The 26,066-nt window shown below is 52.3% G+C and carries 22 protein-coding genes, 1 pseudogene and 1 other annotated feature; of the genes and pseudogenes, 17 read left to right on the forward strand and 6 right to left on the reverse strand.

Annotation, left to right across the window (positions count from 1 at the left end):
* Positions 1-50: 50 nt before the first annotated feature.
* Positions 51-767 carry a two-component system response regulator ArcA gene (gene arcA / locus GE278_03165; protein ID QLK59846.1) on the reverse strand — a complete coding sequence of 239 codons (717 nt, stop codon included), beginning with the start codon at positions 765-767 and terminating at the stop codon, positions 51-53.
* A 667-nt stretch (positions 768-1,434) separates the two neighbouring features.
* Here arcA and GE278_03170 point away from each other — a divergent pair.
* The 5 genes from GE278_03170 (at position 1,435) to thrC (ending at position 7,204) form a co-directional block, all read left to right on the forward strand.
* The gene (locus GE278_03170; protein ID QLK59847.1) at positions 1,435-2,121 is read left to right on the forward strand and encodes a tRNA/rRNA methyltransferase; all 687 of its coding nucleotides are present in this window, start codon (positions 1,435-1,437) and stop codon (positions 2,119-2,121) included.
* Positions 2,122-2,337: 216 nt separating this feature from the next.
* On the forward strand, positions 2,338-2,406 hold the full coding sequence (gene thrL / locus GE278_03175; protein QLK63168.1) for a thr operon leader peptide: 69 nt from the start codon (positions 2,338-2,340) through the stop codon (positions 2,404-2,406).
* Positions 2,345-2,462, forward strand: a sequence feature (Thr leader region). Its footprint overlaps the gene before it by 62 nt.
* A gap of 37 nt (positions 2,463-2,499) precedes the next feature.
* On the forward strand, positions 2,500-4,959 hold the full coding sequence (gene thrA, locus GE278_03180) for a bifunctional aspartate kinase/homoserine dehydrogenase I (GenBank protein ID QLK59848.1): 2,460 nt from the start codon (positions 2,500-2,502) through the stop codon (positions 4,957-4,959).
* A 1-nt stretch (position 4,960) separates the two neighbouring features.
* The gene (gene thrB / locus GE278_03185; GenBank protein ID QLK59849.1) at positions 4,961-5,890 is read left to right on the forward strand and encodes a homoserine kinase; all 930 of its coding nucleotides are present in this window, start codon (positions 4,961-4,963) and stop codon (positions 5,888-5,890) included.
* 24 nt (positions 5,891-5,914) lie between these two features.
* The gene (gene thrC / locus GE278_03190) at positions 5,915-7,204 is read left to right on the forward strand and encodes a threonine synthase (protein QLK59850.1); all 1,290 of its coding nucleotides are present in this window, start codon (positions 5,915-5,917) and stop codon (positions 7,202-7,204) included.
* Between the two features lie 69 nt (positions 7,205-7,273).
* Here the strand turns inward: thrC and yaaA are convergent, their stop codons facing one another.
* Positions 7,274-8,047, reverse strand: coding sequence for a peroxide stress protein YaaA (gene yaaA, locus GE278_03195; GenBank protein QLK59851.1), 774 nt, complete (start codon positions 8,045-8,047; stop codon positions 7,274-7,276).
* 112 nt (positions 8,048-8,159) lie between these two features.
* Positions 8,160-9,587: an amino acid carrier protein gene (locus GE278_03200; protein ID QLK59852.1), complete on the reverse strand. Its 1,428-nt coding sequence runs from the start codon at positions 9,585-9,587 to the stop codon at positions 8,160-8,162.
* A gap of 273 nt (positions 9,588-9,860) precedes the next feature.
* Here GE278_03200 and tal point away from each other — a divergent pair, with 273 nt between their 5' ends.
* From tal to GE278_03215, 3 genes are all read left to right on the forward strand, one after another.
* Positions 9,861-10,814 carry a transaldolase gene (gene tal / locus GE278_03205; GenBank protein ID QLK59853.1) on the forward strand — a complete coding sequence of 318 codons (954 nt, stop codon included), beginning with the start codon at positions 9,861-9,863 and terminating at the stop codon, positions 10,812-10,814.
* Positions 10,815-10,982: 168 nt separating this feature from the next.
* Positions 10,983-11,570 (forward strand): molybdopterin adenylyltransferase, encoded by a 588-nt coding sequence (locus GE278_03210; protein QLK59854.1) that lies wholly within the window; start codon positions 10,983-10,985, stop codon positions 11,568-11,570.
* A 140-nt stretch (positions 11,571-11,710) separates the two neighbouring features.
* Positions 11,711-13,033 (forward strand): MFS transporter, encoded by a 1,323-nt coding sequence (locus GE278_03215; protein QLK59855.1) that lies wholly within the window; start codon positions 11,711-11,713, stop codon positions 13,031-13,033.
* 72 nt (positions 13,034-13,105) lie between these two features.
* On the opposite strand, the gene satP is transcribed toward GE278_03215, so the two are convergent.
* Positions 13,106-13,705, reverse strand: a complete 600-nt coding sequence (satP, locus tag GE278_03220; GenBank protein ID QLK59856.1) for an acetate uptake transporter — start codon at positions 13,703-13,705, stop codon at positions 13,106-13,108.
* 331 nt (positions 13,706-14,036) lie between these two features.
* Here satP and dnaK point away from each other — a divergent pair, with 331 nt between their 5' ends.
* The 4 genes from dnaK to nhaR all read left to right on the forward strand — a co-directional run bounded on the left by dnaK (position 14,037) and on the right by nhaR (position 19,546).
* Positions 14,037-15,938, forward strand: coding sequence for a molecular chaperone DnaK (gene dnaK, locus GE278_03225; protein QLK59857.1), 1,902 nt, complete (start codon positions 14,037-14,039; stop codon positions 15,936-15,938).
* Positions 15,939-16,038: 100 nt separating this feature from the next.
* Positions 16,039-17,175 carry a molecular chaperone DnaJ gene (gene dnaJ / locus GE278_03230; protein ID QLK59858.1) on the forward strand — a complete coding sequence of 379 codons (1,137 nt, stop codon included), beginning with the start codon at positions 16,039-16,041 and terminating at the stop codon, positions 17,173-17,175.
* A 235-nt stretch (positions 17,176-17,410) separates the two neighbouring features.
* Positions 17,411-18,586 (forward strand): Na+/H+ antiporter NhaA, encoded by a 1,176-nt coding sequence (nhaA, locus tag GE278_03235; GenBank protein QLK59859.1) that lies wholly within the window; start codon positions 17,411-17,413, stop codon positions 18,584-18,586.
* A gap of 69 nt (positions 18,587-18,655) precedes the next feature.
* Entirely contained in the window at positions 18,656-19,546 is an 891-nt protein-coding gene (nhaR, locus tag GE278_03240) for a transcriptional activator NhaR (protein ID QLK59860.1), read from the forward strand.
* A gap of 80 nt (positions 19,547-19,626) precedes the next feature.
* On the opposite strand, the gene rpsT is transcribed toward nhaR, so the two are convergent.
* Complete coding sequence (gene rpsT, locus GE278_03245) at positions 19,627-19,890, reverse strand: 30S ribosomal protein S20 (GenBank protein QLK59861.1); 264 nt, start codon at positions 19,888-19,890, stop codon at positions 19,627-19,629.
* A pseudogene (locus GE278_03250) lies at positions 19,883-20,124 on the reverse strand (hypothetical protein). Before GE278_03250 ends, rpsT begins: the two are co-directional and overlap by 8 nt.
* A gap of 205 nt (positions 20,125-20,329) precedes the next feature.
* On the opposite strand from GE278_03250, the gene ribF reads away from it, so the two are divergent.
* The 5 genes from ribF to ispH all read left to right on the forward strand — a co-directional run bounded on the left by ribF (position 20,330) and on the right by ispH (position 26,063).
* Positions 20,330-21,268: a bifunctional riboflavin kinase/FAD synthetase gene (gene ribF / locus GE278_03255; GenBank protein QLK59862.1), complete on the forward strand. Its 939-nt coding sequence runs from the start codon at positions 20,330-20,332 to the stop codon at positions 21,266-21,268.
* 62 nt (positions 21,269-21,330) lie between these two features.
* A complete protein-coding gene (gene ileS, locus GE278_03260; GenBank protein ID QLK59863.1) occupies positions 21,331-24,147 on the forward strand; it encodes an isoleucine--tRNA ligase in 2,817 nt (938 codons plus the stop codon).
* Positions 24,147-24,653 (forward strand): lipoprotein signal peptidase, encoded by a 507-nt coding sequence (locus GE278_03265; protein ID QLK59864.1) that lies wholly within the window; start codon positions 24,147-24,149, stop codon positions 24,651-24,653. Before ileS ends, GE278_03265 begins: the two co-directional genes overlap by 1 nt.
* A gap of 5 nt (positions 24,654-24,658) precedes the next feature.
* Positions 24,659-25,129 carry an FKBP-type peptidyl-prolyl cis-trans isomerase gene (gene fkpB, locus GE278_03270; protein QLK59865.1) on the forward strand — a complete coding sequence of 157 codons (471 nt, stop codon included), beginning with the start codon at positions 24,659-24,661 and terminating at the stop codon, positions 25,127-25,129.
* Complete coding sequence (ispH, locus tag GE278_03275; protein QLK59866.1) at positions 25,110-26,063, forward strand: 4-hydroxy-3-methylbut-2-enyl diphosphate reductase; 954 nt, start codon at positions 25,110-25,112, stop codon at positions 26,061-26,063. Before fkpB ends, ispH begins: the two co-directional genes overlap by 20 nt.
* Positions 26,064-26,066 lie beyond the last annotated feature (3 nt).

Genomic DNA, 26,066 nt, shown 5'->3' on the forward strand with positions numbered 1-26,066 from the left:
ACTCACTCTGCAACAGAACGGTTGGCAACCCTCTGTGTGCGTCGGCGGGATCAGTCTTCCAGATCGCCGCAGAAACGGTAGCCTTCGCCGTGAATGGTGGCGATGATTTCCGGTGTATCCGGCGTCGCTTCGAAGTGTTTACGAATGCGGCGGATAGTGACATCCACGGTACGGTCATGTGGTTTCAGTTCGCGGCCGGTCATTTTCTTCAGCAGATCGCCACGGGTTTGGATCTTGCCCGGGTTTTCGCAAAAGTGCAGCATGGCACGGAATTCACTGCGTGGTAACTTGTACTGCTCGCCCTGCGGGCTGACCAGTGAACGGCTGTTGATGTCTAATTCCCAGCCATTGAATTTGTAGCTTTCAACCAGACGACGTTCTTCACCGGTAGTACCCAGGTTCATCGTGCGGGAAAGCAGATTGCGAGCGCGGATAGTCAGCTCACGTGGGTTGAATGGCTTGGTGATGTAATCATCAGCACCGATTTCAAGACCCAAAATTTTATCGACTTCGTTGTCGCGGCCAGTCAGGAACATCAGTGCAACGCTGGCTTGTTCACGCAATTCGCGCGCCAGCAGCAGGCCGTTTTTGCCTGGCAGGTTGATGTCCATGATCACCAGATTGATGTCATTCTCGGACAGGATGTGGTGCATTTCTGCGCCGTCATTGGCTTCATGTACCATGTAGCCTTCGGCTTCGAAAATGCTCTTTAACGTATTACGTGTCACTAACTCGTCTTCGACGATCAGAATATGTGGGGTCTGCATGATTGCTACCTAAGATTGCCAACAAATAGAAAATAGGAGTACAGAAGTCCTTGTTATCCCGATGAATTTCGACAGCGTACAAGCTATCTCACTCGTTACATGACTAAAGTACGTAAACGCGTTCTCGATGCAATTTCCATTAACGGCAACAACATCGCAAGCTTGGTCAGGGATTCCACTTTCTGCAGTTCCACGTGGTCCTAAAGCGGCGCACATCCTAACCTTATTAACAGCAATATAACAGCGAGTGCCGAAATTACCACCCAACAAAACTACGATTTGTTGACATATATCAAGTTCAATTGTAGCACGGTAACAGAAACGTGAAAAACACTTATAAGAATGCACGCTTGAGTCACATTTCGGCCTTTATTGTACACGATTCAGCAAATCCTGAAGTAAGCGCAGATAAATGAGAAAATGGCCTGAGGTGATATTATATATCCCTATGAAAAATATTGATTTAAATTTACATGAACTTTGCTTAACCGCCCCAGCCGCTTTTTTACCTGTCAGCTAAGGTTTTCCGATAAAATGGATGAATATATTACGTTGGCTGTTAAGTTCTTGTGAATAATATAAGCGTTGAATAGGTTCTGGCGCAGGGTAAAATTCATCGCTGAACAATACACGACAATTTCTTTCTCACTCTTTGCGAAGGTACGACATGCAACTTCATATTATTTTGGTTTCCCCTGCGCGCCCTGAAAATGTTGGGGCGGCGGCGCGTGCCATGAAAACCATGGGCTTCGCATCTTTGCGTATTGTCGACAGTGAAGCACATCTTAAACCGGAAGCTGGCTGGGTCGCGCACGGTTCGCAGGAAATCCTGCAAAATGCCCTGCATTTCGCGACGTTGGCCGATGCTCTGGCCGATATCGACTTCACCGTCGCGACCACCGCCCGCAGCCGCGCACGTTTCCATTACTACTGCACGCCACCTGAATTGCTGACGCAACTTGAGGAGAAAAGCCACTGGGTGAATCATGCGGCGCTGGTGTTCGGGCGTGAGGATTCCGGGCTGACCAACGAAGAGCTGGAGCTTGCCGATATTCTGACCGGCGTGCCGATGGTGGCGGATTACCCTTCACTGAATCTGGGGCAGGCGGTGATGGTATTCTGCTATCAGCTGTCTTCACTGAATCAGGTTACCTCCGCGCGTCCTGAAAATGCCGAGGCAGGGCAGTTAGCTGCGTTGCGTGCCAGAGTGGGCAAATTATTGCAAAATGTTGGCGCAGAGGATGACCAAAAACTGGCCGACTGGCTGCAGCAGCGCCTCGGACTTTTACAGCAACGCGATGCCGCAATGCTGCACACTTTGCTGCATGACATCGAAAAAAAGCTGAACTCATGATGTGAGGGGTTTCTTCTCTCAGGTAGCGTAATCTTCTGCATGAGACGATTCTCCCTGTGAATTGCGCTGGAATTATTTTTAAACGCAGCGAATTGTTCATTTTGTTCCGTGCGTGACTGACGGTGCAAAATCAGAAAAAATTTGACTTGTTGTGCCTTATGCTTTAGCTAATAGAGGCAGACAGCGTAAAAACTCTAAGACAGACAGAAAATAAAAATGCGAATCATCAGCCTGAACACAACAATTATTACCACCACCGATACCACAGGTAACGGGGCGGGCTGACGCGTACAGGAAAAAAGAAAAAAAGCCCGCACCTAACCAGTGCGGGCTTTTTTTTTAACACTTTAAACGACGAGCTTCAGGAGAGAATCAGAAATGCGAGTGTTGAAATTTGGCGGGACCTCGGTAGCAAACGCAGAACGCTTTTTGCGGGTTGCGGACATTATGGAAAGCAATGCGCGTCAGGGACAGGTCGCAACGGTATTATCTGCACCTGCCAAAATTACCAACTCTCTGGTCGCCATGATTGAGCGAACTGTCGCCGGACAGGAAATTCATACCATCATGAGTGATGCAGAAAGCATTTTTGGACAGTTGATCACCGGCCTGGCGGATGCGCAGCCGGGTTTTGATCTGCCAAAAGTGAAAGCCTTTGTCGATCACGAATTCGCGCAACTCAAGCAGCTGTTACACGGTATCGCCCTGCTTGGGCAGTGCCCCGACAGCGTTAACGCGTCTATCATCTGTCGCGGCGAAAAGCTTTCCATCGCCATCATGGAAGCGGTATTTATTGCTAAAGGTTTTGGCGTTACCGTCATCAATCCTGTAGAGAAGCTGCTGGCACAAGGTCATTACCTTGAATCCACTGTCGACATCAATGAGTCTACCCGCCGCATTGCGGCAAGTGCCATTCCGGCTGACCACATCGTGCTGATGGCCGGTTTCACTGCGGGTAATGAGAAAGGTGAACTGGTGGTTCTCGGGCGTAACGGTTCCGACTATTCCGCCGCCGTGCTGGCCGCCTGTTTACGCGCAGATTGTTGCGAAATCTGGACCGACGTTGATGGCGTGTATACCTGCGACCCGCGCATCGTTCCTGATGCGCGTCTGCTGAAATCGATGTCATATCAGGAGGCGATGGAGCTGTCGTACTTTGGTGCGAAAGTGCTTCACCCACGGACTATCCTGCCGATTGCTCAGTTCCAGATCCCCTGTCTTATCAAAAACACCACTAATCCACAGGCTCCTGGCACCCTGATCGGCAGCGAAAGTCTGGGCGATAATACCCCGGTCAAAGGCATCACTAACCTGAACAATATGGCGATGATTAACGTCTCAGGGCCGGGGATGAAAGGGATGATCGGCATGGCGGCACGCGTTTTCGCCGTGATGTCCCGCTCAGGGATTTCAGTGGTCCTGATCACGCAGTCTTCTTCTGAGTACAGTATCAGCTTCTGCGTACCGCAAAACGAACTGGAACGCGCACGTAAGGCGCTGGAAGACGAATTCTATCTTGAGCTGAAAGACGGCCTGCTGGAGCCGCTGGACGTCATGGAGAAACTGGCGGTGATTTCTGTCGTCGGTGACGGCATGCGCACCCTGCGTGGCATCTCGGCCAAATTCTTCTCCGCACTGGCTCGCGCCAATATCAACATCGTGGCAATTGCCCAGGGCTCTTCCGAGCGTTCGATTTCCGTCGTCGTTAATAATGAAGACGCGACTACGGGCGTACGCGTCAGCCATCAGATGTTGTTCAACACCGATCAGGTCATCGAAGTCTTCCTGATTGGTGTCGGCGGCGTCGGCGGTGCGTTGATCGAACAGATCCGCCGCCAGCAGGCATGGCTGAAAACCAAACATATCGATCTGCGCGTGTGCGGCATTGCTAATTCCCGCGCATTGCTGACCAATGTGCATGGTATCGCGCTCGACAGCTGGCAGGATGAGCTGTCGGCGGCGAAAGAGCCGCTGAACCTGGGCCGCCTGATCCGTCTGGTGAAGGAATATCATCTGCTGAATCCGGTGATCGTTGACTGTACTTCTAGCCAGGAAGTGGCCGATCAGTATGCGGATTTCCTGACCGACGGTTTCCACGTTGTCACGCCGAACAAAAAAGCCAATACCTCGTCGATGAATTACTACTATCAGCTGCGTAAGGCGGCGGACGGATCGCGCCGTAAGTTCCTGTACGACACCAACGTCGGTGCCGGTTTGCCGGTGATCGAGAACTTGCAAAATCTGCTTAACGCCGGTGACGAGTTGCTGCGTTTCTCCGGTATCCTTTCCGGCTCGTTGTCGTTCATCTTCGGTAAGCTGGACGAAGGGATGTCACTGTCCGCCGCTACCCTGCAGGCACGCGATATGGGCTACACCGAACCTGATCCGCGCGATGATCTTTCAGGTATGGACGTGGCGCGTAAGCTGCTAATTTTGGCGCGTGAGGCCGGGTATAAACTTGAACTGAGCGACATCGACGTAGAATCCGTGTTACCGCCTTCCTTCAATGCCGAAGGGGATGTGAATACCTTCATCGCGCGTCTGCCGGAACTGGATGCGGAATTCGCGAAACGCGTTGCGCAGGCCACCGCTGAAGGCAAAGTGTTACGTTACGTCGGTGCCATCGAAGAAGGGCGCTGCAAAGTAAAAATCGACGCCGTCGATGGTAATGACCCGCTTTATAAAGTAAAAAATGGTGAGAATGCGCTGGCGTTTTATAGTCGCTATTATCAGCCGTTGCCGCTGGTTCTGCGTGGTTACGGTGCCGGTAATGATGTGACGGCGGCAGGTGTGTTTGCCGATCTTTTGCGAACGCTGTCATGGAAGTTAGGAGTTTAATATGGTTAAGGTATATGCCCCGGCTTCAATTGGGAACGTCAGCGTAGGTTTCGACGTTCTGGGCGCAGCGGTTTCTCCGGTGGACGGAACGTTGCTTGGCGACTGTGTGTCGGTCGAAGCAGCGACAGAATTCAGCCTGAAAAGCGAAGGCCGGTTTGTCTCTAAACTGCCGGATCGTATGGAAGACAATATCGTTTATCAGTGCTGGCAGCGATTCTGTCAGGAGATTGGCAAAGACGTGCCGGTTGCGATGACGCTGGAAAAAAACATGCCGATTGGTTCAGGTCTGGGTTCCAGCGCTTGTTCGGTGGTGGCCGGTCTGATGGCGATGAACGAATTCTGCGGTAAGCCGCTGAGTGAAAATCAGATGCTGGCTCTGATGGGCGAGCTGGAAGGGCGTATTTCCGGCAGTGTGCATTTTGATAACGTCGCGCCGTGCTATCTCGGCGGCATCCAGCTGATGCTCGAGGAGCTGGATATTATCAGCCAGAACGTCCCCAGTTTTGACGACTGGCTGTGGGTGATGGCGTATCCGGGAATTAAAGTCTCGACGGCGGAAGCGCGCGCGATTTTACCGGCGCAGTATCGCCGTCAGGATTGCATCAGCCACGGGCGTTATCTGGCTGGCTTTATTCATGCCTGCCACACGCAGCAACCCTTACTTGCCGCGAAGCTGATGAAGGACGTGATTGCCGAACCGTACCGTACCCGTCTGCTGCCGGGCTTTGCACAAGCGCGCAGCGCCGCCGAAGAAATTGGCGCGCTGGCGTGCGGGATTTCCGGTTCCGGCCCTACGCTGTTTGCGGTCTGTAATGACAGCGCAACAGCGACACGCATGGCTGACTGGTTGCAGACGCACTATCTGCAAAATGATGAAGGCTTTGTTCATATTTGTCGTCTTGATACCGCCGGTGCGCGGGTATTGGGATAACTCGAAAATTTACTGGGATAACAAATGAAACTGTACAACCTGAAGGATCACAACGAGCAGGTCAGCTTTGCTCAGGCCGTTAAACAAGGTTTGGGTAAACAGCAGGGCTTATTCTTCCCGCTGGACTTGCCGGAGTTTGAACTGACCGAAATCGACCGTCTGCTGGCGCTGGATTTCGTGACCCGCAGCAGCCGCATCCTTTCTGCGTTCATCGGCGATGAAATTCCTGAAGACGAGTTACATCAGCGCGTCAAAAACGCGTTTGCTTTCCCGGCACCGGTCGCCAAAGTGGAAGAAGACATCGCCTGTCTGGAGCTGTTCCATGGTCCGACGCTGGCGTTTAAAGATTTCGGTGGCCGCTTCATGGCGCAGATCCTGACGCAGGTATCAGGCGACCAGCCGGTGACCATTCTGACCGCGACTTCTGGCGATACCGGCGCGGCTGTCGCACATGCGTTCCACGGCATGAAAAATGTGCGGGTGGTGATATTGTATCCGCGCGGCAAAATCAGCCCGTTACAGGAGAAACTGTTCTGTACCCTCGGTGGCAACATTCATACCGTGGCGATCGACGGCGATTTCGATGCCTGTCAGGCGCTGGTGAAACAGGCGTTTGATGATGAAGAACTGAAACACGCGCTGAAGCTGAATTCGGCAAACTCGATCAACATCAGCCGTTTGCTGGCGCAGATTTGCTACTACTTTGAAGCGGTTGCTCAACTGCCTCAGGAAGCGCGCAATCAGCTGGTGGTGTCGGTGCCAAGCGGTAACTTTGGTGACCTGACAGCCGGTCTGCTGGCGAAATCCCTCGGTCTGCCGATTAAACGTTTTATCGCTGCCACTAACGCCAACGACACCGTGCCGCGTTTCCTGTCTAACGGTGAATGGGAACCAAAGAAAACCGTCGCAACGCTATCGAACGCGATGGACGTCAGCCAGCCAAACAACTGGCCGCGGGTAGAAGAACTGTATCGTCGTAAAATCTGGCAACTGAAAGATCTCGGGTTTGGTGCGGTCAGCGATGACACCACCGAAGACGCGATGCGCGAACTGGCAGACATCGGTTATATCTCTGAACCGCACGCAGCAATCGCTTACCGCGTGCTGCGCGACCAGCTGCAACCTGGCGAATTTGGTCTGTTCATCGGCACCGCGCATCCGGCGAAATTCAAAGAAAGCGTCGAATCGATTCTGGGTCAGGATATTGGCCTGCCGAAAGAGCTGGCTGAGCGTGCTGACCTGCCGCTGCTGTCGCATAACCTGCCAGCCGATTTTAGCGAAATGCGTGCATTCCTGATGGCGCTGCCTGAATAAGAACGCGGGCCTCTGAAATGCAAAAACCCTCTTCACGAGGGTTTTTTTATGTCTTTTACATCTTTAGCATTAACGCTCCGGGCGCGTAAATACCAGCTCGTTTTTCTGCGAACGCGATTCATCAAACGAATAACCTTCCAGATTGAAATCCTGCAATTGCTTTGGTTTATCCAGCCGCTCTTTGATGATGAAGCGACTCATCAGGCCACGCGCTTTTTTAGCGTAGAAGCTGATGACTTTGTATTTGCCATTTTTCTCGTCGAGGAATACCGGCTTAATGATTTCACCCTCCAGCAGTTTGGGTTTTACCGCTTTGAAGTATTCATCGGAGGCCAGATTCACCAGTACTTTGCTCTTCTGCTCGCTCAGCAGCAGGTTCAGTTTCTCCGTCAACAATTCGCCCCAGAACGCGTAAAGATTCGCGCCTTCTGGATTTTCCAGGCGGATACCCATCTCCAGACGGTACGGCATCATCAAATCCAGCGGGCGCAGTAGGCCGTATAATCCGGACAACATGCGCAGATGTTTCTGGGCAAAATCGAAATCTTTCTCGCTGAAATCTTCCGCCTGCAAACCGGTATAAACATCACCTTTGAAGGCCAGCAACGCCTGACGAGCATTATCTGGCGTGAAATCCGGCTGCCAGTCGTTGAAGCGCTCAGCGTTAAGATGTGCGAGTTTATCGCTGATCCCCATCAGAGAAGAGATCTGCGCAGGCGACATTTTGCGCGCCACAGTGATCAGTTCACTGGATTTATCCAGCAGTTCAGGCTGGGTATAGCGCGTTGTCGCAAGCGGGCTTTCGTAATCGAGCGTTTTGGCAGGAGAAATAATGGTCAGCATAGTGCGTCCGTTTGGTCAGTGACGGTTCAGATTCGGGAAATTTTCGTTGCTCTACTGTAGCAAAAAAGTCACTGAAATGGCGCTCGGGCGAAAATATCAGCGATAGGCATAATCATTTTTGATGCGGATGTTTGCCCCAGATCCCCGGCTCAAGCTGGTCGCGTAACTCAGGAAAATGGTTCGGGTTGAAAACAGGGATTTTCCCCATACGCTGCTGACGTTCGTAGTCTTTCACGACTTTAACCGCGACGCCGGACAGCAACAGCAGGGCGGTCAGATTAAGCAGTGCCATCAGCGCCATAACGATATCTGCCAGTTTCCACAGAACCTGCAATTCCATCAGGCAACCGATGAAGACCATCGCGATGACTAACAGGCGGAAAATCAGCAGCTTGCCCACAGAGTTACTGTGCACAAAGCCCAGATTATTTTCCGCATAGGCGTAATTACCGAAGATAGAGGTAAAAGCAAAACTAAACACCAGCAGCGCGAGCACGATGTTGCTCCACCCCGGCATCGCCGGGGAAATGGCCTGATGTAACAGCGCAATGCCGGAACGCGAGCCGGGATTATCGAGCACGCCGGAGGTCAGAATGATCAGCGCCGTCGCCGTGCAAATCACCACGGTGTCGATGAATACCGCCAGCATCTGATTAAAACCGAGTACCGCCGGATGGCTGACTGAGGCCATTGCAGCGGCATTAGGCGAGGAGCCGACACCCGCTTCGCTGGCAAATACGCCGCGCTGCATGCCTTGCGTAATGGCTTGCGTAACCCCAAACGCCAGCACCCCGGAGGCCGCTTCCTGCAAGCCGAACGCGCTTTTGAATACCAGCGCCAGCACCTGCGGCAGTTTTTCCACGTTGTGACCAATCACCCAGACAGCCAGCAGCAAATATCCCACCGCAATAAGCGGGATTAAGCCGCGCGCCACCCGCGTAACAGAACGGACGCCGCCAAAAATCAGCCAGGCGGTCAGCGCGGCGAGTACAAAGGCGGTGGTCAGCGTCGGGGTGTGTAACAGATGGAAAGAGGCTTGCGCGATGGCGTTGGCCTGTAGGGCAATGAAAATAAATCCGCAGGAAATCACGATCAGGAAAGAAAACAGAATGCCCATCCAGCGCATTCCCAGCCCTTTTTCCATGTAGTCAGCCGGTCCGCCGCGGAATTTACCGTTGAGGCCGGTACTCTTATAAATCTGCGCCAGCGTATTTTCGATCATCGCCGTCGCCATGCTGAACATCGCGATCACCCACATCCAGAATATTGCGCCGGGGCCACCCAGTGTCACGGCAATCGCAACACCGGTCAGATTCCCCGTACCAATACGTGAAGAAAGGCTCAGGCAGAGCGCGCTCCAGACGGTGGAACCTCTGTGATCGGGATGACGTTTGAAAAGCGTGCGGGAAAACATATGGCGGAAGCGGCGAAACTGAATGAAGCCGAGGCGAATACTGAGATAAATGCCGGTGCCCAGCAACAGATAAATCAGGATAGAGCTCCAGAGAACGGTATCGAAAAATTCCAGTAACTCGTTCATGACTTATCCTTGTTTGATTTACTGTTCGTCGTTTTATGTCGGGCCCGGGCATACACCTCGCGCCGGAGGGCTAACATACCTTTTTTAACTGACAGGGAACATATTCATTTTGGCTAAATTTGTGTGTTTTAGAAGGTGGAAAAATCCATGATGTTCGTAGCCGAGCATGCCGTGATATGCGCCTTGCACGTGGCTTTTTGCATGTTATCATCAGCCAAAGGCAAGGCATGAAAATGCCTCTACGAAAACGTCCAAACGATGAGATATGCCAAAATGACCGATAAACTGACTTCCCTACGCCAAATGACTCAGGTTGTTGCTGACACCGGAGATATCGCGGCAATGAAGTTGTACCAGCCGCAGGATGCGACCACCAACCCGTCACTGATCCTGAGCGCTGCACAAATTCCTGAATACCGTAAACTGATCGACGAAGCAATCGCCTGGGCACGTGACCAGAGCAGCGATCACGCTCAGCAGATCACTGATGCCGCCGACAAGCTGGCAGTGAACATCGGTCTGGAAATTCTGAAACTGATCCCTGGCCGCATTTCGACTGAAGTCGATGCGCGCCTGTCTTACGACACCGATGCCAGCATTGCTAAAGCTAAACGCCTGATCAAACTCTACAACGAAGCGGGCATCAGCAACGACCGTATCCTGATCAAACTGGCTTCCACCTGGCAGGGTATCCGCGCGGCGGAGAAACTGGAAAAAGAAGGCATCAACTGTAACCTGACACTGCTGTTCTCCTTCGCACAGGCTCGTGCATGTGCTGAAGCGGGTGTCTTCCTGATCTCTCCATTCGTTGGCCGTATTCTTGACTGGTACAAAGCCAATGGCGATAAAAAAGAGTTCGCGCCAAATGAAGATCCAGGCGTTGTGTCTGTGACCGAAATCTACGAATACTACAAACAACACGGCTATGAAACTGTCGTGATGGGCGCAAGCTTCCGTAACATCGGCGAAATCATCGAACTGGCTGGCTGTGACCGTCTGACCATCGCCCCTGCACTGCTGAAAGAACTGGCAGAAAGCGAAGGCCCGCTGGAGCGTAAACTGTCCTTCTCCGGCGAAACCAAAGCGCGTCCTGCGCCACTGACTGAATCTCAGTTCTACTGGGATCACAATCAGGATCCAATGGCTGTCGACAAGCTGGCTGACGGCATCCGTAAATTTGCTGTAGACCAGGGCAAACTGGAAAAAATGATTTCTGACCTGCTGTAATTAGCATTCAGTTTTCAGTGAAAGCGGCCTCTGAGCCGCTTTTTTTGTGCCTGAAATCCGGGGCAGCGGTAAAAATTTGTCTGAGTGATAAAACCCGCGTGCCGTTACCGATATACTGAGGGCTGATGGCGGTAGCTTTTGCCGGGAATAATTCAGGGGAAACAGGGCATGGATAAATTGCGAATTGGTCTGGTATCAGTGTCGGATCGCGCGTCGAACGGTATTTATCAGGATAAGGGGATCCCGGCGCTGGAAGCGTGGCTGGAAAAAGCGCTGATCACGTCGTTTACGCTGGAAAAGAAATTAATTCCCGATGAGCAGCCTTTGATCGAACAGGCCATCAGCGAGCTGGTGGACGAAAGCGGTTGTCATCTGGTGCTGACCACCGGCGGAACCGGCCCCGCACGGCGTGATGTCACGCCGGACGCCACGCTGGCCATCGCTGACCGCGAGATGCCGGGTTTTGGCGAGCAGATGCGTCAGATCAGCCTGCACTTTGTGCCGACGGCGATTTTGTCCCGTCAGGTGGGCGTGATCCGCAAACAGGCATTGATTCTGAATCTGCCGGGCCAGCCGAAATCTATTCAAGAAACACTCGAAGGCCTGAAAGATGCCGACGGTAAAGTGATTGTGTCCGGTATTTTTGCCAGTGTGCCGTACTGTATTCAACTGCTGGACGGGCCGTATATAGAAACGCATGACGACGTCGTAGCAGCATTTCGCCCGAAGAGTGCCCGTCGCGATACAAAAAACTGAATAGCGACGGTTTTTGAAAATATGCTGACATAAGATTCAGACTGGCTGGTGTGAAAATTATTTGCCGCTATAGTAATGATTACTTTACATGGGGCGGCAAAACCTTTTTTCCATTCACACTTGGTGTTACACGGACTCTTATGCAACACGCACAATCGCGCCGGCTGAACCGGCAGGATTTCAAAACGCTGTCTCTGGCTGCGCTGGGCGGTGCCCTCGAATTCTACGACTTCATTATTTTCGTCTTCTTCGCTGCGGTTATCGGCGATCTCTTTTTCCCCACGGATATGCCTGACTGGTTACGTCAGGTTCAGACGTTTGGGATCTTCGCGGCGGGTTATCTGGCGCGTCCGCTCGGCGGCATTATTATGGCGCACTTTGGCGATTTAGTTGGCCGTAAGCGCATGTTCAGCCTGAGCATCTTACTGATGGCGTTACCGACGCTGGCGATGGGCCTGTTGCCAACTTATGCGTCGATCGGCATTGCTGCTCCGTTGCTCTTATTGCTGATGCGCGTATTACAGGGGGCGGCGATTGGTGGGGAAGTTCCGGGTGCATGGGTATTCGTGGCCGAACATGTGCCGCGCAACCGCATTGGTTTTGCCTGTGGCACGCTAACCGCCGGACTGACGGCTGGCATTCTGCTCGGTTCTCTGGTGGCAACCGTGCTGAACAGCGTGATGACGCCTGCGGCAATCAGCGATTTTGGCTGGCGTATTCCGTTCTTTCTTGGCGGTATTTTTGGTCTGTTCGCGATGTATTTACGCCGCTGGTTGCAGGAGACGCCAATCTTCCTTGAGATGAAAGCACATAAAACGCTGGCCGAAGAACTCCCGCTTAAATCAGTGGTGGTCAATCATAAGAAAGAAATTGTGGTGTCGATGCTGATGACCTGGCTTTTGTCGGCGGGCATCGTAGTCGTCATTCTGATGACGCCGACTTATCTGCAAAAGCAATTTGGCATTCCTGCCGCGCAGGCGTTACAGGCCAACAGTCTTGCGACCATTGCGCTGACCTTTGGGTGTATCGCGGCGGGCTGGATTGTTGACCGTCTGGGTGCAAGCAAGACTTTCATCATCGGCAGTCTGTTCCTCGGTATCTGCAGCTGGTCGTTCTATCATTCTGTGGCTGCTGATCCTTCCATGCTGATGGGCATGTACGCGCTGGTCGGCTTCAGCGTTGGGATCGTCGGTGCGGTGCCTTACGTGCTGGTTCGCGCCTTCCCGGCTGAAGTGCGTTTTACTGGAATTTCATTCTCTTACAACGTCGCCTACGCCATCTTCGGTGGGCTGACGCCGATCTTCGTGACGTTGATCATGCGTGTGACGCCGATGGCGCCAGCGTATTACGTTCTGGCGCTATCTGCGATTGGTTTGCTGACCGGCCTCTATTTAACCCGCGATCTCAACAGCGAAATCACTAAGCCGGCAAAGTTTGACGAGCGGGTAACGTCAGAAAGCTGATGTCATTGCAGCTTGCACAAAAAACAAAAGGCCCCGCATTCACGAGGCCTTTTTTGATCGGGCAGATTTTAATTACGCAGCAGCAACCGCTGCGTTGACTGCGTGATTTTTCGGTTCGCCGATCGGCAATACGGTCCGGCCATACTGTTCGTTCAACACTTCTGCCATTGCCAGATAAATAGCGCTGGCGCCACAGAAGATGCCTTCGAAGCCGGCAAAATGTAGCACTGCGGTATTACCGGTCATGTTACCAAAGCAGAGCAGGGCGAACAAAATGGTCAGGCTGCCGAAAACAACCTGCAAGCCGCGGTTGGCTTTCAGAGTGCCGAAAAACATGAATAAGGTGAAAACGCCCCACAGACCGAGGTATGCACCGAGGAAACTTTCGCTACTGGCATCTGCCACACCCATGCGCGGTAACATCAGGATGCCAACCAGGCTCAGCCAGAAGGCGCCGTAAGAGGTAAAGGCTGTGGTGCCGAAGGTATTCCCTTTTTTGAATTCCATCATGCCAGCCAGAATCTGGATCAGGCCGCCATAGAAAATACCCATGCTGACGATAACAGCGGTCAACGGGAAGAAACCGGCGTTGTGTAAATTCAACAAGATAGTGGTCATACCGAAGCCCATTAACCCGAGCGGGCCTGGATTTGCCAACGTTTTACTCTGCATAAATCCTCTGAATTAAAATGTGACGAATAGATAACTGGGGGATATCCGCTTGCGAAATGGGTAAAAATCCCACATATCTTCAGAAGCGCGCGGCATCATAATGAGGTGGCGTCGGGTAAACATTGATCTGGCGTAACAGCAATTGAAGATTTTTTTTCATCTGGCCCCTTGATGCTGCGTTGCATGGCCCCATCTTATTCCCAACCGCAGTTGTTACCGTCGGTAAAGCCGCGATATCGGGCAGTTGAAATCGAACTATTGAAATCGAAAACATTGCCCGCATATACAGTGACAACATGATCGAATATGAATTTTAAGTGGAGACGTTTAAATGGGTAAAATTATTGGGATCGACCTGGGTACTACCAACTCTTGTGTAGCTATTATGGATGGCACTACTGCACGTGTGCTGGAGAATGCTGAAGGCGACCGCACCACTCCTTCCATCATCGCTTATGCGGCAGATGGCGAGACTCTGGTAGGTTCTCCGGCTAAACGTCAGGCTGTGACTAACCCACAGAACACCCTGTTTGCGATTAAGCGCCTGATTGGCCGTCGCTTCCAGGATGAAGAAGTACAGCGTGACAAAGGCATCATGCCTTACCAGATCGTAGGCTCCGACAACGGCGACGCCTGGATCGACATTAAAGGTCAGAAAATCGCACCTCCGCAGATCTCTGCTGAAGTGTTGAAGAAAATGAAGAAAACCGCAGAAGATTACCTGGGCGAACCGGTAACTGAAGCTGTTATCACCGTACCTGCATACTTCAACGATGCTCAGCGTCAGGCAACGAAAGATGCTGGCCGCATCGCAGGTCTGGAAGTAAAACGTATTATTAACGAACCTACCGCAGCGGCACTGGCTTATGGCCTGGATCGCGAAGTCGGTAACCGCACTATCGCGGTATACGACCTGGGTGGTGGTACTTTCGATATCTCTATCATCGAAATTGATGAAGTTGATGGCGAAAAAACCTTCGAAGTTCTGGCAACCAACGGTGATACTCACCTCGGTGGTGAAGACTTCGACAGCCGTCTGATCAACTACCTGGTTGAAGAGTTCAAGAAAGAACAAGGTATGGATCTGCGTAACGATCCGCTGGCGATGCAACGTCTGAAAGAAGCTGCTGAAAAAGCGAAGATCGAACTGTCTTCTGCTCAGCAAACTGACGTGAATCTGCCGTACATCACTGCGGATGCGACCGGTCCTAAGCACATGAACATCAAAGTGACCCGTGCAAAACTGGAATCTTTGGTTGAAGACCTGGTTAACCGTTGTATTGATCCGCTGAAAGTCGCGCTGAAAGACGCAGGTCTGTCAGTGTCCGATATTCAGGACGTGATCCTGGTCGGTGGTCAGACGCGTATGCCAATGGTTCAGAAGAAAGTGGCTGAATTCTTTGGTAAAGAACCACGTAAAGACGTGAACCCGGACGAAGCTGTGGCTATCGGCGCAGCGGTTCAGGGCGGTGTGTTGGCAGGTGACGTGAAAGACGTTCTGCTGCTGGACGTTACCCCGTTGTCACTGGGTATCGAAACCATGGGCAGCGTAATGACTCCGCTGATCACCAAAAACACCACTATCCCGACCAAACACAGCCAGGTGTTCTCAACTGCAGAAGACAATCAGTCTGCGGTTACCATCCATGTGTTGCAGGGTGAGCGTAAACGTTCGAGCGATAACAAATCTCTGGGTCAGTTCAACCTGGACGGTATTCAGGCAGCACCGCGCGGTCAGGCACAGATCGAAGTTACCTTCGACCTTGACGCCGACGGTATCCTGCACGTGTCTGCGAAAGACAAGACTACCGGCCGTGAGCAGAAGATCACCATTAAGGCATCTTCTGGTCTGACGGAAGAAGAAATCCAGAAAATGGTTAACGATGCCGAAGCGAATGCTGAGTCTGACCGCAAGTTCGAAGAACTGGTCCAGACCCGCAATCAGGCAGACCACCTGATCCACGGTACCCGTAAGCAACTGGAGGAAGCCGGCGACAAACTGCCAGCGGAAGACAAAACCGCCGTTGAAGAAGCCCTGCAAGCACTGGAAGTTTCTGCTAAAGGTGAAGACAAGGCTGATATCGAAGCGAAAATCCAGGCGCTGGTGCAGGTTTCCGGTAAGCTGATGGAAATGGCCCAGCAGCAGGGTCAGGCTGAAGGCGGCGATAACAGCGCTCAGAAAGATGATGACGTTGTTGACGCTGAATTCGAAGAAGTCAAAGACAAGAAATAATCGCCCTTAAGCGGGCACAGTAAGAGTTTATTACTGAAAACCAGCACGGGCGTCGAGGAAACTCTGCGCCCGTGCACGCATGTTGAGGGTAGGTTAAAGCATGGCGAAGCAAGATTTTTATGAGATTTTAGGCGTATCCAAAACAGCGGATGAGCGTGAAATCAAAAAGGCCTATAAGCGCCTGGCTATGAAGCATCACCCTGACCGTAATCAGGGCGACAAAGCTTCCGAAAGCAAATTCAAAGAAATTAAAGAAGCGTATGAAATCCTGACCGATGCGCAAAAGCGTGCGGCCTACGACCAGTACGGTCATGCAGCCTTTGAACAAGGTGGCATGGGCGGTGGCGGTGGATACGGCGGTGGCGGCGGTGCAGACTTCAGCGACATCTTTGGTGACGTCTTTGGCGACATCTTTGGCGGCGGTCGCCGTCAGCGTGCGAGCCGGGGGTCAGATCTGCGTTATAACATGGATCTGACGCTGGAAGAGGCCGTTCGTGGTGTCACCAAAGAAATCCGCATCCCTACGCTGGATGAATGTGACGTCTGCCACGGCAGCGGTGCGAAAGCAGGCAGCTCTCCGACCACCTGTCCTACCTGCCACGGTGCGGGTCAGGTTCAGATGCGTCAGGGCTTCTTCACCGTTCAACAAGCGTGTCCGACTTGTCAGGGGCGCGGTAAGGTCATCAAAGATCCTTGCAGCAAATGTCACGGTCATGGCCGCGTAGAGCGTTCCAAAACCCTGTCCGTGAAAATCCCGGCGGGTGTAGATACCGGTGACCGTATCCGTCTTGAAGGTGAAGGCGAAGCGGGTGAGCATGGCGCACCGTCAGGTGATCTGTACGTTCAGGTTCAAGTTAAAGCGCATAAAATCTTTGAGCGTGAAGGCAATAACCTGTACTGCGAAGTGCCAATCAACTTCGCTATGGCTGCATTGGGTGGTGAAATCGAAGTTCCAACGCTCGATGGTCGCGTGAGCCTGAAAATTCCTGCGGAAACGCAGACCGGCAAAATGTTCCGTATGCGCGGGCGCGGTGTTAAATCCGTTCGTGGCGGTGCTCAGGGCGATTTAATGTGCCGCGTTGTCGTCGAAACACCGGTCAGTCTGAGCGAGAAACAGAAGCAGTTGCTGCGTGACCTGGAAGAAAGCTTTGGTGGCGTATCTGGTGAGAAAAACAGCCCGCGCTCCAAAAGCTTCCTGGACGGCGTTAAAAAGTTCTTTGATGATTTGACGCGCTAATCAGTTCCTGACTACAGGCACTGGCAGTCCAGTAAAATCCCCGGCAGCGGTTCGCTCCGGGGATTTTTTTATGGCTGTTACAGGCAAAGCTGTAGCGAGTTGAAAAACGACTCGTAAAAACCGAGTTATACTCCAGATATAATCGACTTTTTACGAGTTAATGGGTTGTGTACAATTCGCGCATTCCATTGTGGCAATCCTTTTATCGCCACTGTTTTTCTACAGGAGAGTCAGAATGTCGAATTTAATTCGTCAGTTTTTACGCTTGGAAGCCGCAGGGGGGATTGTATTGATCCTGGCTGCCATCGTGGCATTAATCATGGCCAACAGTCCGTTGCAGGGCGCTTATCAGGCATTTCTGGATATTCCGGTCACGCTGCGTTTTTCAGAGTTACTGATCGATAAACCACTTTTACTCTGGATTAACGACGGTCTGATGGCGGTATTTTTCCTGATGATCGGTCTCGAAGTGAAGCGTGAACTGTGCGAAGGCGCGCTGGCGAACCGCGATCAGGCATTATTCCCAGCCATTGCTGCGGTGGGCGGCATGATTGTTCCAGCCCTGATTTACTTACTGTTTAACGGCAGCGATGAGATTGCCCGTCAGGGCTGGGCTATTCCGGCGGCCACCGACATTGCATTTGCACTGGGCGTGATGGCGCTGCTGGGTTCCCGCGTGCCAACCGGCCTGAAAGTTTTCCTGCTGGCACTGGCGATCATTGATGATCTCGGTGCGATTGTGATTATTGCGCTGTTCTATAGCCACGATGTTTCCATGATGGCGTTAGGGCTGTCTGCGGTTTGCATCGCGGCGCTGGCTTTCATGAACTGGCGGGGAGTGACAAAACTGACGCCATATCTGGTTGTTGGCGCGGTGTTCTGGGTCTGCGTGCTGAAGTCTGGCGTTCATGCCACGCTCGCCGGAGTGATCCTCGGATTCCTGATCCCGCTGAATACCAAAGAAAAAAAACCATCACCGGCGCGTCGTCTGGAACACGGTATTCATCCTTACGTCGCATGGTTTATTTTGCCGGTGTTTGCGTTTGCTAACGCCGGGATCTCTTTAGATGGCGTTTCTACTGCCGGGGCTTTCTCTCTGCTACCGATGGGCATCGCTGCCGGATTGCTGTTAGGTAAACCGCTGGGCATTATTCTGTTCAGCGGCGTAGCGCTGAAATTGGGAGTAACCCGTATGCCATCGGGCATTACTTTTAGCCAGATAGCCGCCGTGTCAGTGTTGTGCGGTATCGGATTTACGATGTCGATTTTTATCGGCTCACTGGCCTTTGCTACGCATGATCCTGCGCTGCTGACTTACGCAAAAATGGGCATCCTGATGGGCTCTGTGGCTTCTGCCGTATTGGGTTACATCATGCTTAGTCGTGCTTTGCCTAAAAAAGCCCTCAAATAGTGATGAACAGGCTGCAGCCAGGAGGTATGCAGCCTGTTGCAGACTTCATATTTAGGAGCGGATGAAAACATGCCTCATATTAACTACAACCATTTGTATTATTTTTGGCACGTCTGTAAATCAGGTTCTGTCGTAGGCGCCGCCGAAGCGCTCTATCTGACGCCACAGACCATCACCGGGCAAATTAAATCCCTCGAGCAACGGTTAGGTGGCAAGCTTTTCAAACGTCAGGGGCGCGGTCTGGTGCCTTCTGAGCTTGGGCAGTTGGTTTATCGTTATGCCGATAAAATGTTCACCCTTAGCCAGGAAATGCTGGATATCGTCAACTATCGCAAAGAGTCGAGTCTCCTGTTTGACGTCGGCGTGGCTGATGCTCTGTCGAAACGATTGGTCAGCCGTGTGCTGAAAGCCGCCGTGCCGGACAATGCACAAATTCATTTGCGATGTTTTGAATCGACTCATGAAATGCTGCTGGAACAGCTGAGCTTGCATAAGCTTGATATGATTCTGTCGGACTGTCCGGTGGATTCTACGCAGCAGGAGGGGTTGTTCTCGGTCAAACTCGGTGAGAGTCCGATCAGTTTCTATTGCTGTAACCCGCCAGCGGGTGTCGATTTTCCTGCCTGTCTGGAGCAGCGTCCGCTACTGATCCCCGGACGGCGTTCGATGCTGGGGCGTAAATTGCTGAACTGGTTTAATACGCAAGGATTGAAGGTGAACATTCTCGGTGAGTTCGATGATGCGGCACTGATGAAAGCGTTCGGGATGAACAACGATGCGATATTTGTCGCGCCAGCGATTTACTCTTCTACAGAGTTTCAGGATGAAAAAATTGTTGAAGTGGGGCGAGTGGAGGGAATTCTGGAAGAGTACTACGTGATTTTTGCCGAACGTATGATTCAGCATCCTTCGGTTCAGCGGATTTGTCACACTGATTTTTCGGCGCTGTTTGAGTTGTAGCGAAAGCAGAGGCTTAAATTTTAGGTATAAAAAAACCGGCGTGAGCCGGTTTTTTTATCAAGCATATCAGCGTAATGCAATTATTGCATTGCGTTGATTTGCGCAGTCAGGTTTGACTTATGACGCGCTGCTTTGTTCTTGTGGATCAGGCCTTTACAAGACTGACGATCCACAATTGGTTGCATTTCGTTAAATGCATTTTGTGCAGCAGCTTTGTCGCCTGCTGCAATAGCCGTGTATACCTTCTTGATAAAGGTACGCATCATTGAACGGCGGCTCGCGTTATGCTTACGACGTTTTTCTGACTGTACGGCGCGTTTCTTAGCTGATTTGATATTAGCCAAGGCCAACTCCCAAATATTTTTCTATTGATGAACAATTCAAAGGCCGAGGAATATGCCTTTTCGGTCTTCTGTTGTCAACGGATTTGTGCAAATAAGCGGCGTTTTAAAGCGTGAACTTTATACGTCGCTTGTTACGTTGTGATGGCGCAGGATTTTAACAGCTTCCGGCATCGGAATACAGTCTTTCGCGAGAAAAATCGACAGGAGAGTGTACAAACTGCCCACGGCGGCCATTAACGCTTTGTTTATGCGAAAAGTCACGCATTCCCTGCTCGAAAGGAAAGATTTTCATCGCCACGCCGCCATTTGAACCGCAATATCTGCCGTATGCAAGAGAGAATGGTGTGATCCTGCGAATCGCTGGTTAACCTTGCGGGCTGTACAAGGTATAATCCGCCGATTTCCATCTTTATGAGTCAGCATTGGATTTGAGCCAGCTATGGAGCTAATTCGCGGAATACACAATATTCGAGCACGCCATCATGGATGTGTGCTGACTATTGGCAATTTTGATGGTGTACATCGGGGCCATCAGGGGCTGATCGAACAGCTGAAGCTGGAAGGTCAACGTTTGGGGCTGCCGGTAATGGTGATGATTTTTGAACCACAGCCGCTGGAACTGTTTGCGGGCGATAAAGCCCCTGCGCGGTTAACCAGCCTGCGCGACAAAGCCAAGTATCTGGCCGAGTGCGGTGTAGATTATCTTTTATGCGTGCATTTTGACCCGCGCTTCGCGGCACACATGGCGCAGGCATTTGTTTCACAGTTGCTGGTCGAAAAACTGGGCGTCAAATTCCTGACCGTAGGAGATGATTTCCGCTTTGGGGCCGGTCGTCTGGGTGATTTTGAGCTGCTGCAGAAAGCCGGGAAAGAGTATGGCTTTGAAGTCATCAGTACTCAGACCTTCCGTGAAGGCGGAAATCGCATCAGCAGCACTGCGATCCGTGATGCACTGCGTGACGATGATTTAGCGCTGGCTGAAAATTTACTGGGCCATCCGTTCAGTATCTCAGGGCGCGTCGTCCACGGTGATAAGCTGGGACGTACTATTGGTTTCCCGACGGCCAATGTGCCGTTAAAGCGCGTGGTTTCACCGGTTCGCGGCGTGTATGCCGTAGAAGTTCTCGGCCTTGGCCCCGAACCTTTACCGGGCGTTGCCAATATTGGTATTCGTCCGACGGTCGGTGGCGTGCGCAAGCAGTTGGAAGTTCATCTGCTCGACACCACATTAGATTTATACGGGCGCCACATTGACGTGGTGCTTCGCGCAAAATTGCGCAACGAACAGCGTTTTTCCTCGCTTGATGCTTTAAAGCAACAAATTGCGAACGATGAGGTGACGGCCCGGGAATTCTTCGGGTTAAAGACACCACGCTAAACTTGTACTGACAGGCGTGTCATAACGCCTGGAATCCAGCCGAAAAACGGAACCGAGAATCTATGAGTGACTACAAGAACACCCTGAATTTGCCGGAAACAGGGTTCCCGATGCGTGGCGATCTGGCCAAGCGTGAACCTGACATGCTGAAGAATTGGTATGACCAGGATCTGTACGGGATTATTCGTGCTGCCAAGAAAGGCAAAAAAACCTTTATTTTGCATGACGGCCCTCCGTATGCGAACGGCAGCATTCATATTGGTCACTCAGTAAACAAAATTCTTAAAGACATGATTATCAAGTCCAAAGGGCTTGCGGGCTTCGACGCGCCGTATGTTCCGGGCTGGGATTGTCATGGTCTGCCGATCGAACTTAAAGTTGAGCAGTTGATCGGTAAGCCGGGTGAGAAAGTCACGGCCGCAGAATTCCGTGAAGCCTGCCGCAAGTACGCCGCTGAACAGGTTGAAGGTCAGAAGAAAGACTTTATCCGTCTGGGCGTGCTCGGTGACTGGGACCACCCGTACCTGACCATGGACTTCAAAACTGAAGCCAACATCATTCGTGCGCTGGGTAAAATCATCGGGAACGGTCACCTGCATAAAGGTGCGAAACCTGTTCACTGGTGTACTGATTGCGGCTCTTCACTGGCTGAAGCCGAAGTCGAATATTACGACAAAGTGTCTCCGTCTATCGACGTGACGTTTAATGCGACTGATGCCGCCGCTGTTGCGGCGAAATTTGGTGCCACTGCTTTCAATGGCCCGATTTCTTTGGTCATCTGGACCACCACCCCGTGGACCATGCCAGCTAACCGCGCGATTTCACTCAACGCTGAGTTCTCTTATCAGCTGGTACAGATTGAAGGCCAGTGCCTGATCCTCGCCACCGATCTGGTTGAAAGCGTGATGAAGCGCGCCGGTGTTTCTGAGTGGACTGTGCTGGGCGAATGCAAAGGTGCGGATCTTGAACTTCTGCGCTTCCAGCATCCGTTCCTCGGTTTTGATGTGCCAGCGATCCTTGGTGATCACGTCACCCTCGATGCCGGTACTGGTGCTGTGCATACCGCACCCGGTCATGGCCCGGACGACTTTGTTATCGGCCAGAAATACGGTCTGGAAGTGGCTAACCCGGTGGGGCCGAACGGCTGCTACCTGCCAGGCACTTACCCGACGCTGGACGGCAAATTTGTCTTTAAAGCTAATGATCTGATCGTAGAACTGCTGCGTGAGAAAGGCGCACTGCTGCACGTTGAGAAACTCAACCACAGCTACCCGTGCTGCTGGCGTCACAAAACGCCAATCATCTTCCGCGCTACGCCACAGTGGTTCATCAGCATGGATCAGAAAGGCTTACGTCAGAAGTCTTTGGAAGAGATCAAGGGCGTGCAATGGATCCCTGACTGGGGTCAGGCACGTATCGAAAACATGGTTGCTAACCGTCCTGACTGGTGTATCTCCCGTCAGCGTACGTGGGGCGTGCCGATGTCTCTGTTCGTTCATAAAGATACCGAGCAGCTTCATCCGCGCAGCCTTGAGCTGATGGAAGAAGTCGCAAAACGCGTTGAAGCTGATGGCATCCAGGCGTGGTGGGATCTCAACCCAGAAGACATTCTGGGCGCAGACGCTGCCGATTATGTCAAAGTGCCAGATACGCTGGACGTCTGGTTTGACTCCGGTTCTACACACTCCTCCGTTGTGGATGTGCGCCCTGAGTTCAACGGTCATTCTCCGGATCTGTATCTGGAAGGCTCAGACCAGCATCGCGGCTGGTTCATGTCTTCTCTGATGATTTCGACGGCGATGAAAGGCAAAGCGCCTTACAAACAAGTGCTGACCCACGGCTTCACCGTGGATGGTCAGGGCCGTAAAATGTCTAAATCCATCGGTAACACCATTGCGCCGCAAGACGTAATGAACAAGTTGGGTGGCGACATTCTGCGTCTGTGGGTGGCGTCAACGGATTACACCGGCGAAATCGCCGTGTCCGACGAAATCCTGAAACGTGCTGCTGATTCTTATCGCCGTATCCGTAACACCGCGCGCTTCCTGCTGGCGAACCTTAACGGTTTCGATCCGGCGTTGCACAGCGTGGCACCGGAAGAGATGGTTGTGTTGGATCGCTGGGCCGTTGGCCGCGCGAAAGCCGCACAGGACGAGATCATTGCCGCGTACGAAGCCTATGATTTCCATGGCGTTGTTCAGCGTCTGATGCAGTTCTGCTCGATCGAAATGGGCTCTTTCTATCTGGATATTATTAAAGATCGCCAGTACACCGCGAAGAGCGACAGCGTTGCGCGCCGCAGCTGCCAGACCGCGCTGTATCACATCTGCGAAGCACTGGTACGCTGGATGGCGCCAATCATGTCCTTCACTGCTGATGAAATCTGGGCTGAACTGCCGGGTAGCCGCGAGAAGTTCGTCTTTACCGAAGAATGGTACGACGGTCTGTTTGGCCTGATCGGTAACGAATCCATGAACGATGCGTTCTGGGATGAATTGCTGAAAGTGCGTGGCGAAGTGAACAAAGTGATTGAACAGGCGCGTGCTGATAAACGTCTGGGCGGTTCTCTGGAAGCGGCTGTGACCTTGTATGCCGATGACGCGCTGGCAACCGACCTGCGTTCTTTGGGTAACGAACTGCGCTTTGTGCTCCTGACTTCCGGCGCGAAAGTCGCCGCGTTGTCTGAAGCTGATGATTCAGCGCAGGCCAGCGAATTGCTGAAAGGCTTGAAAATCGGACTGGCGAAAGCGGAAGGTGAGAAGTGCCCGCGCTGCTGGCATTTCACCACCGATATTGGCCAGAACGCGGAACACAGCGACATCTGTGGCCGTTGTGTGACTAACATTGCCGGTGACGGCGAAGAGCGTAAGTTTGCATAATGACTAAACCTTTCTGTTCTACCGGACTCCGCTGGCTATGGCTGGCGGTTCTCGTCGTTATCGTCGATCTCGGCAGTAAGTTTCTGGTCATGGGGCATTTTCAGCTCGGTGAATCCATGCCGCTGATCCCGTTCTTTAATCTGACCTACGCTCACAACCCAGGCGCGGCGTTCAGTTTCCTGGCGGATAAAGGTGGCTGGCAGCGCTGGTTCTTCACCGCGATTGCGCTGGTAATCGTGGTGGTTCTGCTGGTGCTGATGTACCGCAGCAGTGCAAAGCAGCGTCTGAATAACATCGCATTTGCGATGATTATTGGTGGCGCGCTGGGCAACATGTTTGACCGCATGGTGCACGGCTTCGTGATCGACTTTATCGATTTCTACGTGAACGACTGGCACTACCCGATCTTTAATCTGGCCGACAGCTTTATCTGCGTCGGCGCAGTGCTGGTCGTGCTGGAAGGTTTCCTTGCGAAACCGAACGAAGCAGCGAAGAGCAAAGGATAAGAAATATGTCTCAACAGGTGAAACATGACAGCGCTGTGCTGGTGCATTTTACGTTGAAGCTGGAAGATGGTTCGACGGCAGAATCTACCCGCGCCAATGGAAAACCTGCGCTGTTTCGCCTCGGCGACGGCAGCCTGTCTGACGCGCTGGAAAATCAGCTGACCGGGTTGAGCGTCGGGGATAAACATGCCTTCACGCTGTCCCCTGAATCGGCTTTCGGTACCAAAAGCCCGGATCTGGTGCAGTTCTTTTCGCGTCGTGATTTCCAGGAAACCGGGGTGCCGGATGTCGGCACCATCATGCTGTTCAGTGGTCGTGACGGCAATGAAATGCCGGGCGTAGTGCGTGAAGTGACAGAGGATTCTATCACTGTCGATTTCAATCATCCGCTGGCGGGACAGCACATCGATTTCGATATCGAAGTGCTGGAAATTGACCCGCAACTGGAGGAGAAACATGCAGATATTGCTGGCTAACCCACGCGGTTTTTGTGCGGGTGTTGATCGCGCCATCAGCATTGTTGAACGTGCGCTTGAGCTTTATGGCGCACCGATTTATGTGCGTCACGAAGTGGTGCATAACCGTTATGTGGTCGATAGCCTGCGTCAGCGCGGTGCGATTTTCATCGAGCAAATCAGCGAAGTGCCGGACGGTTCGATCCTGATTTTCTCTGCGCACGGTGTTTCTCAGGCGGTACGTGCCCAAGCGAAAGAACGCGACCTGACGATGCTGTTTGACGCCACCTGTCCTCTGGTGACCAAAGTGCATATGGAAGTGGCGCGCGCCAGCCGAAAAGGCACAGAAGCGATTCTGATTGGTCACGCCGGTCATCCGGAAGTGGAAGGCACCATGGGGCAGTACAGCAATCCGAAAGGCGGCATGTATCTGGTCGAGGCGCCGGAAGACGTCTATAAATTGCAGGTGAAAGACGAAAACAACCTGTGTTTTATGACGCAAACTACGCTCTCGGTGGATGACACTTCGGCCATCATTGATGCGTTGCGCGATCGCTTCCCGAAAATCATCGGGCCGCGTAAAGATGACATTTGCTACGCCACCACTAACCGTCAGGAAGCCGTCCGAACGCTGGCCGATGGCGCGGATGTGGTGCTGGTTGTTGGGTCAAAAAACTCCTCTAACTCCAACCGTCTGGCGGAGCTGGCTCAGCGCGTCGGCGTGCCTTCTTATCTGATCGATTCTGCGGCGGATATTCAGGAAAGCTGGCTGAAAGATGCCAAAAGCATCGGTGTCACGGCGGGTGCTTCCGCACCGGATATCCTGGTGCAGGATGTGATAAGCAAGCTGAAAACCTTTGGCGGAATGGATGTGATTAACATCGAAGGGCGCGAAGAGAATATCGTGTTCGAAGTGCCAAAAGAACTGCGTGTGGACGTGAAACAGATCGACTGATTT

It is taken from the genome of Enterobacteriaceae bacterium Kacie_13 (assembly GCA_013457415.1).
In the GTDB taxonomy this organism is placed as follows: Bacteria; Pseudomonadota; Gammaproteobacteria; order Enterobacterales; family Enterobacteriaceae; genus Rahnella.

Coding starts and splice junctions, on each gene's coding strand:
- arcA (QLK59846.1), bottom strand. CDS start 767: ATGCAGACCCCACATATTCTGATCGTCGAAGACGAGTTAGTGACACGT.
- GE278_03170 (QLK59847.1), top strand. CDS start 1,435: ATGCAACTTCATATTATTTTGGTTTCCCCTGCGCGCCCTGAAAATGTT.
- thrA (QLK59848.1), top strand. CDS start 2,500: ATGCGAGTGTTGAAATTTGGCGGGACCTCGGTAGCAAACGCAGAACGC.
- thrB (QLK59849.1), top strand. CDS start 4,961: ATGGTTAAGGTATATGCCCCGGCTTCAATTGGGAACGTCAGCGTAGGT.
- thrC (QLK59850.1), top strand. CDS start 5,915: ATGAAACTGTACAACCTGAAGGATCACAACGAGCAGGTCAGCTTTGCT.
- yaaA (QLK59851.1), bottom strand. CDS start 8,047: ATGCTGACCATTATTTCTCCTGCCAAAACGCTCGATTACGAAAGCCCG.
- GE278_03200 (QLK59852.1), bottom strand. CDS start 9,587: ATGAACGAGTTACTGGAATTTTTCGATACCGTTCTCTGGAGCTCTATC.
- tal (QLK59853.1), top strand. CDS start 9,861: ATGACCGATAAACTGACTTCCCTACGCCAAATGACTCAGGTTGTTGCT.
- GE278_03210 (QLK59854.1), top strand. CDS start 10,983: ATGGATAAATTGCGAATTGGTCTGGTATCAGTGTCGGATCGCGCGTCG.
- GE278_03215 (QLK59855.1), top strand. CDS start 11,711: ATGCAACACGCACAATCGCGCCGGCTGAACCGGCAGGATTTCAAAACG.
- satP (QLK59856.1), bottom strand. CDS start 13,705: ATGCAGAGTAAAACGTTGGCAAATCCAGGCCCGCTCGGGTTAATGGGC.
- dnaK (QLK59857.1), top strand. CDS start 14,037: ATGGGTAAAATTATTGGGATCGACCTGGGTACTACCAACTCTTGTGTA.
- dnaJ (QLK59858.1), top strand. CDS start 16,039: ATGGCGAAGCAAGATTTTTATGAGATTTTAGGCGTATCCAAAACAGCG.
- nhaA (QLK59859.1), top strand. CDS start 17,411: ATGTCGAATTTAATTCGTCAGTTTTTACGCTTGGAAGCCGCAGGGGGG.
- nhaR (QLK59860.1), top strand. CDS start 18,656: ATGCCTCATATTAACTACAACCATTTGTATTATTTTTGGCACGTCTGT.
- ribF (QLK59862.1), top strand. CDS start 20,330: ATGGAGCTAATTCGCGGAATACACAATATTCGAGCACGCCATCATGGA.
- ileS (QLK59863.1), top strand. CDS start 21,331: ATGAGTGACTACAAGAACACCCTGAATTTGCCGGAAACAGGGTTCCCG.
- GE278_03265 (QLK59864.1), top strand. CDS start 24,147: ATGACTAAACCTTTCTGTTCTACCGGACTCCGCTGGCTATGGCTGGCG.
- fkpB (QLK59865.1), top strand. CDS start 24,659: ATGTCTCAACAGGTGAAACATGACAGCGCTGTGCTGGTGCATTTTACG.
- ispH (QLK59866.1), top strand. CDS start 25,110: ATGCAGATATTGCTGGCTAACCCACGCGGTTTTTGTGCGGGTGTTGAT.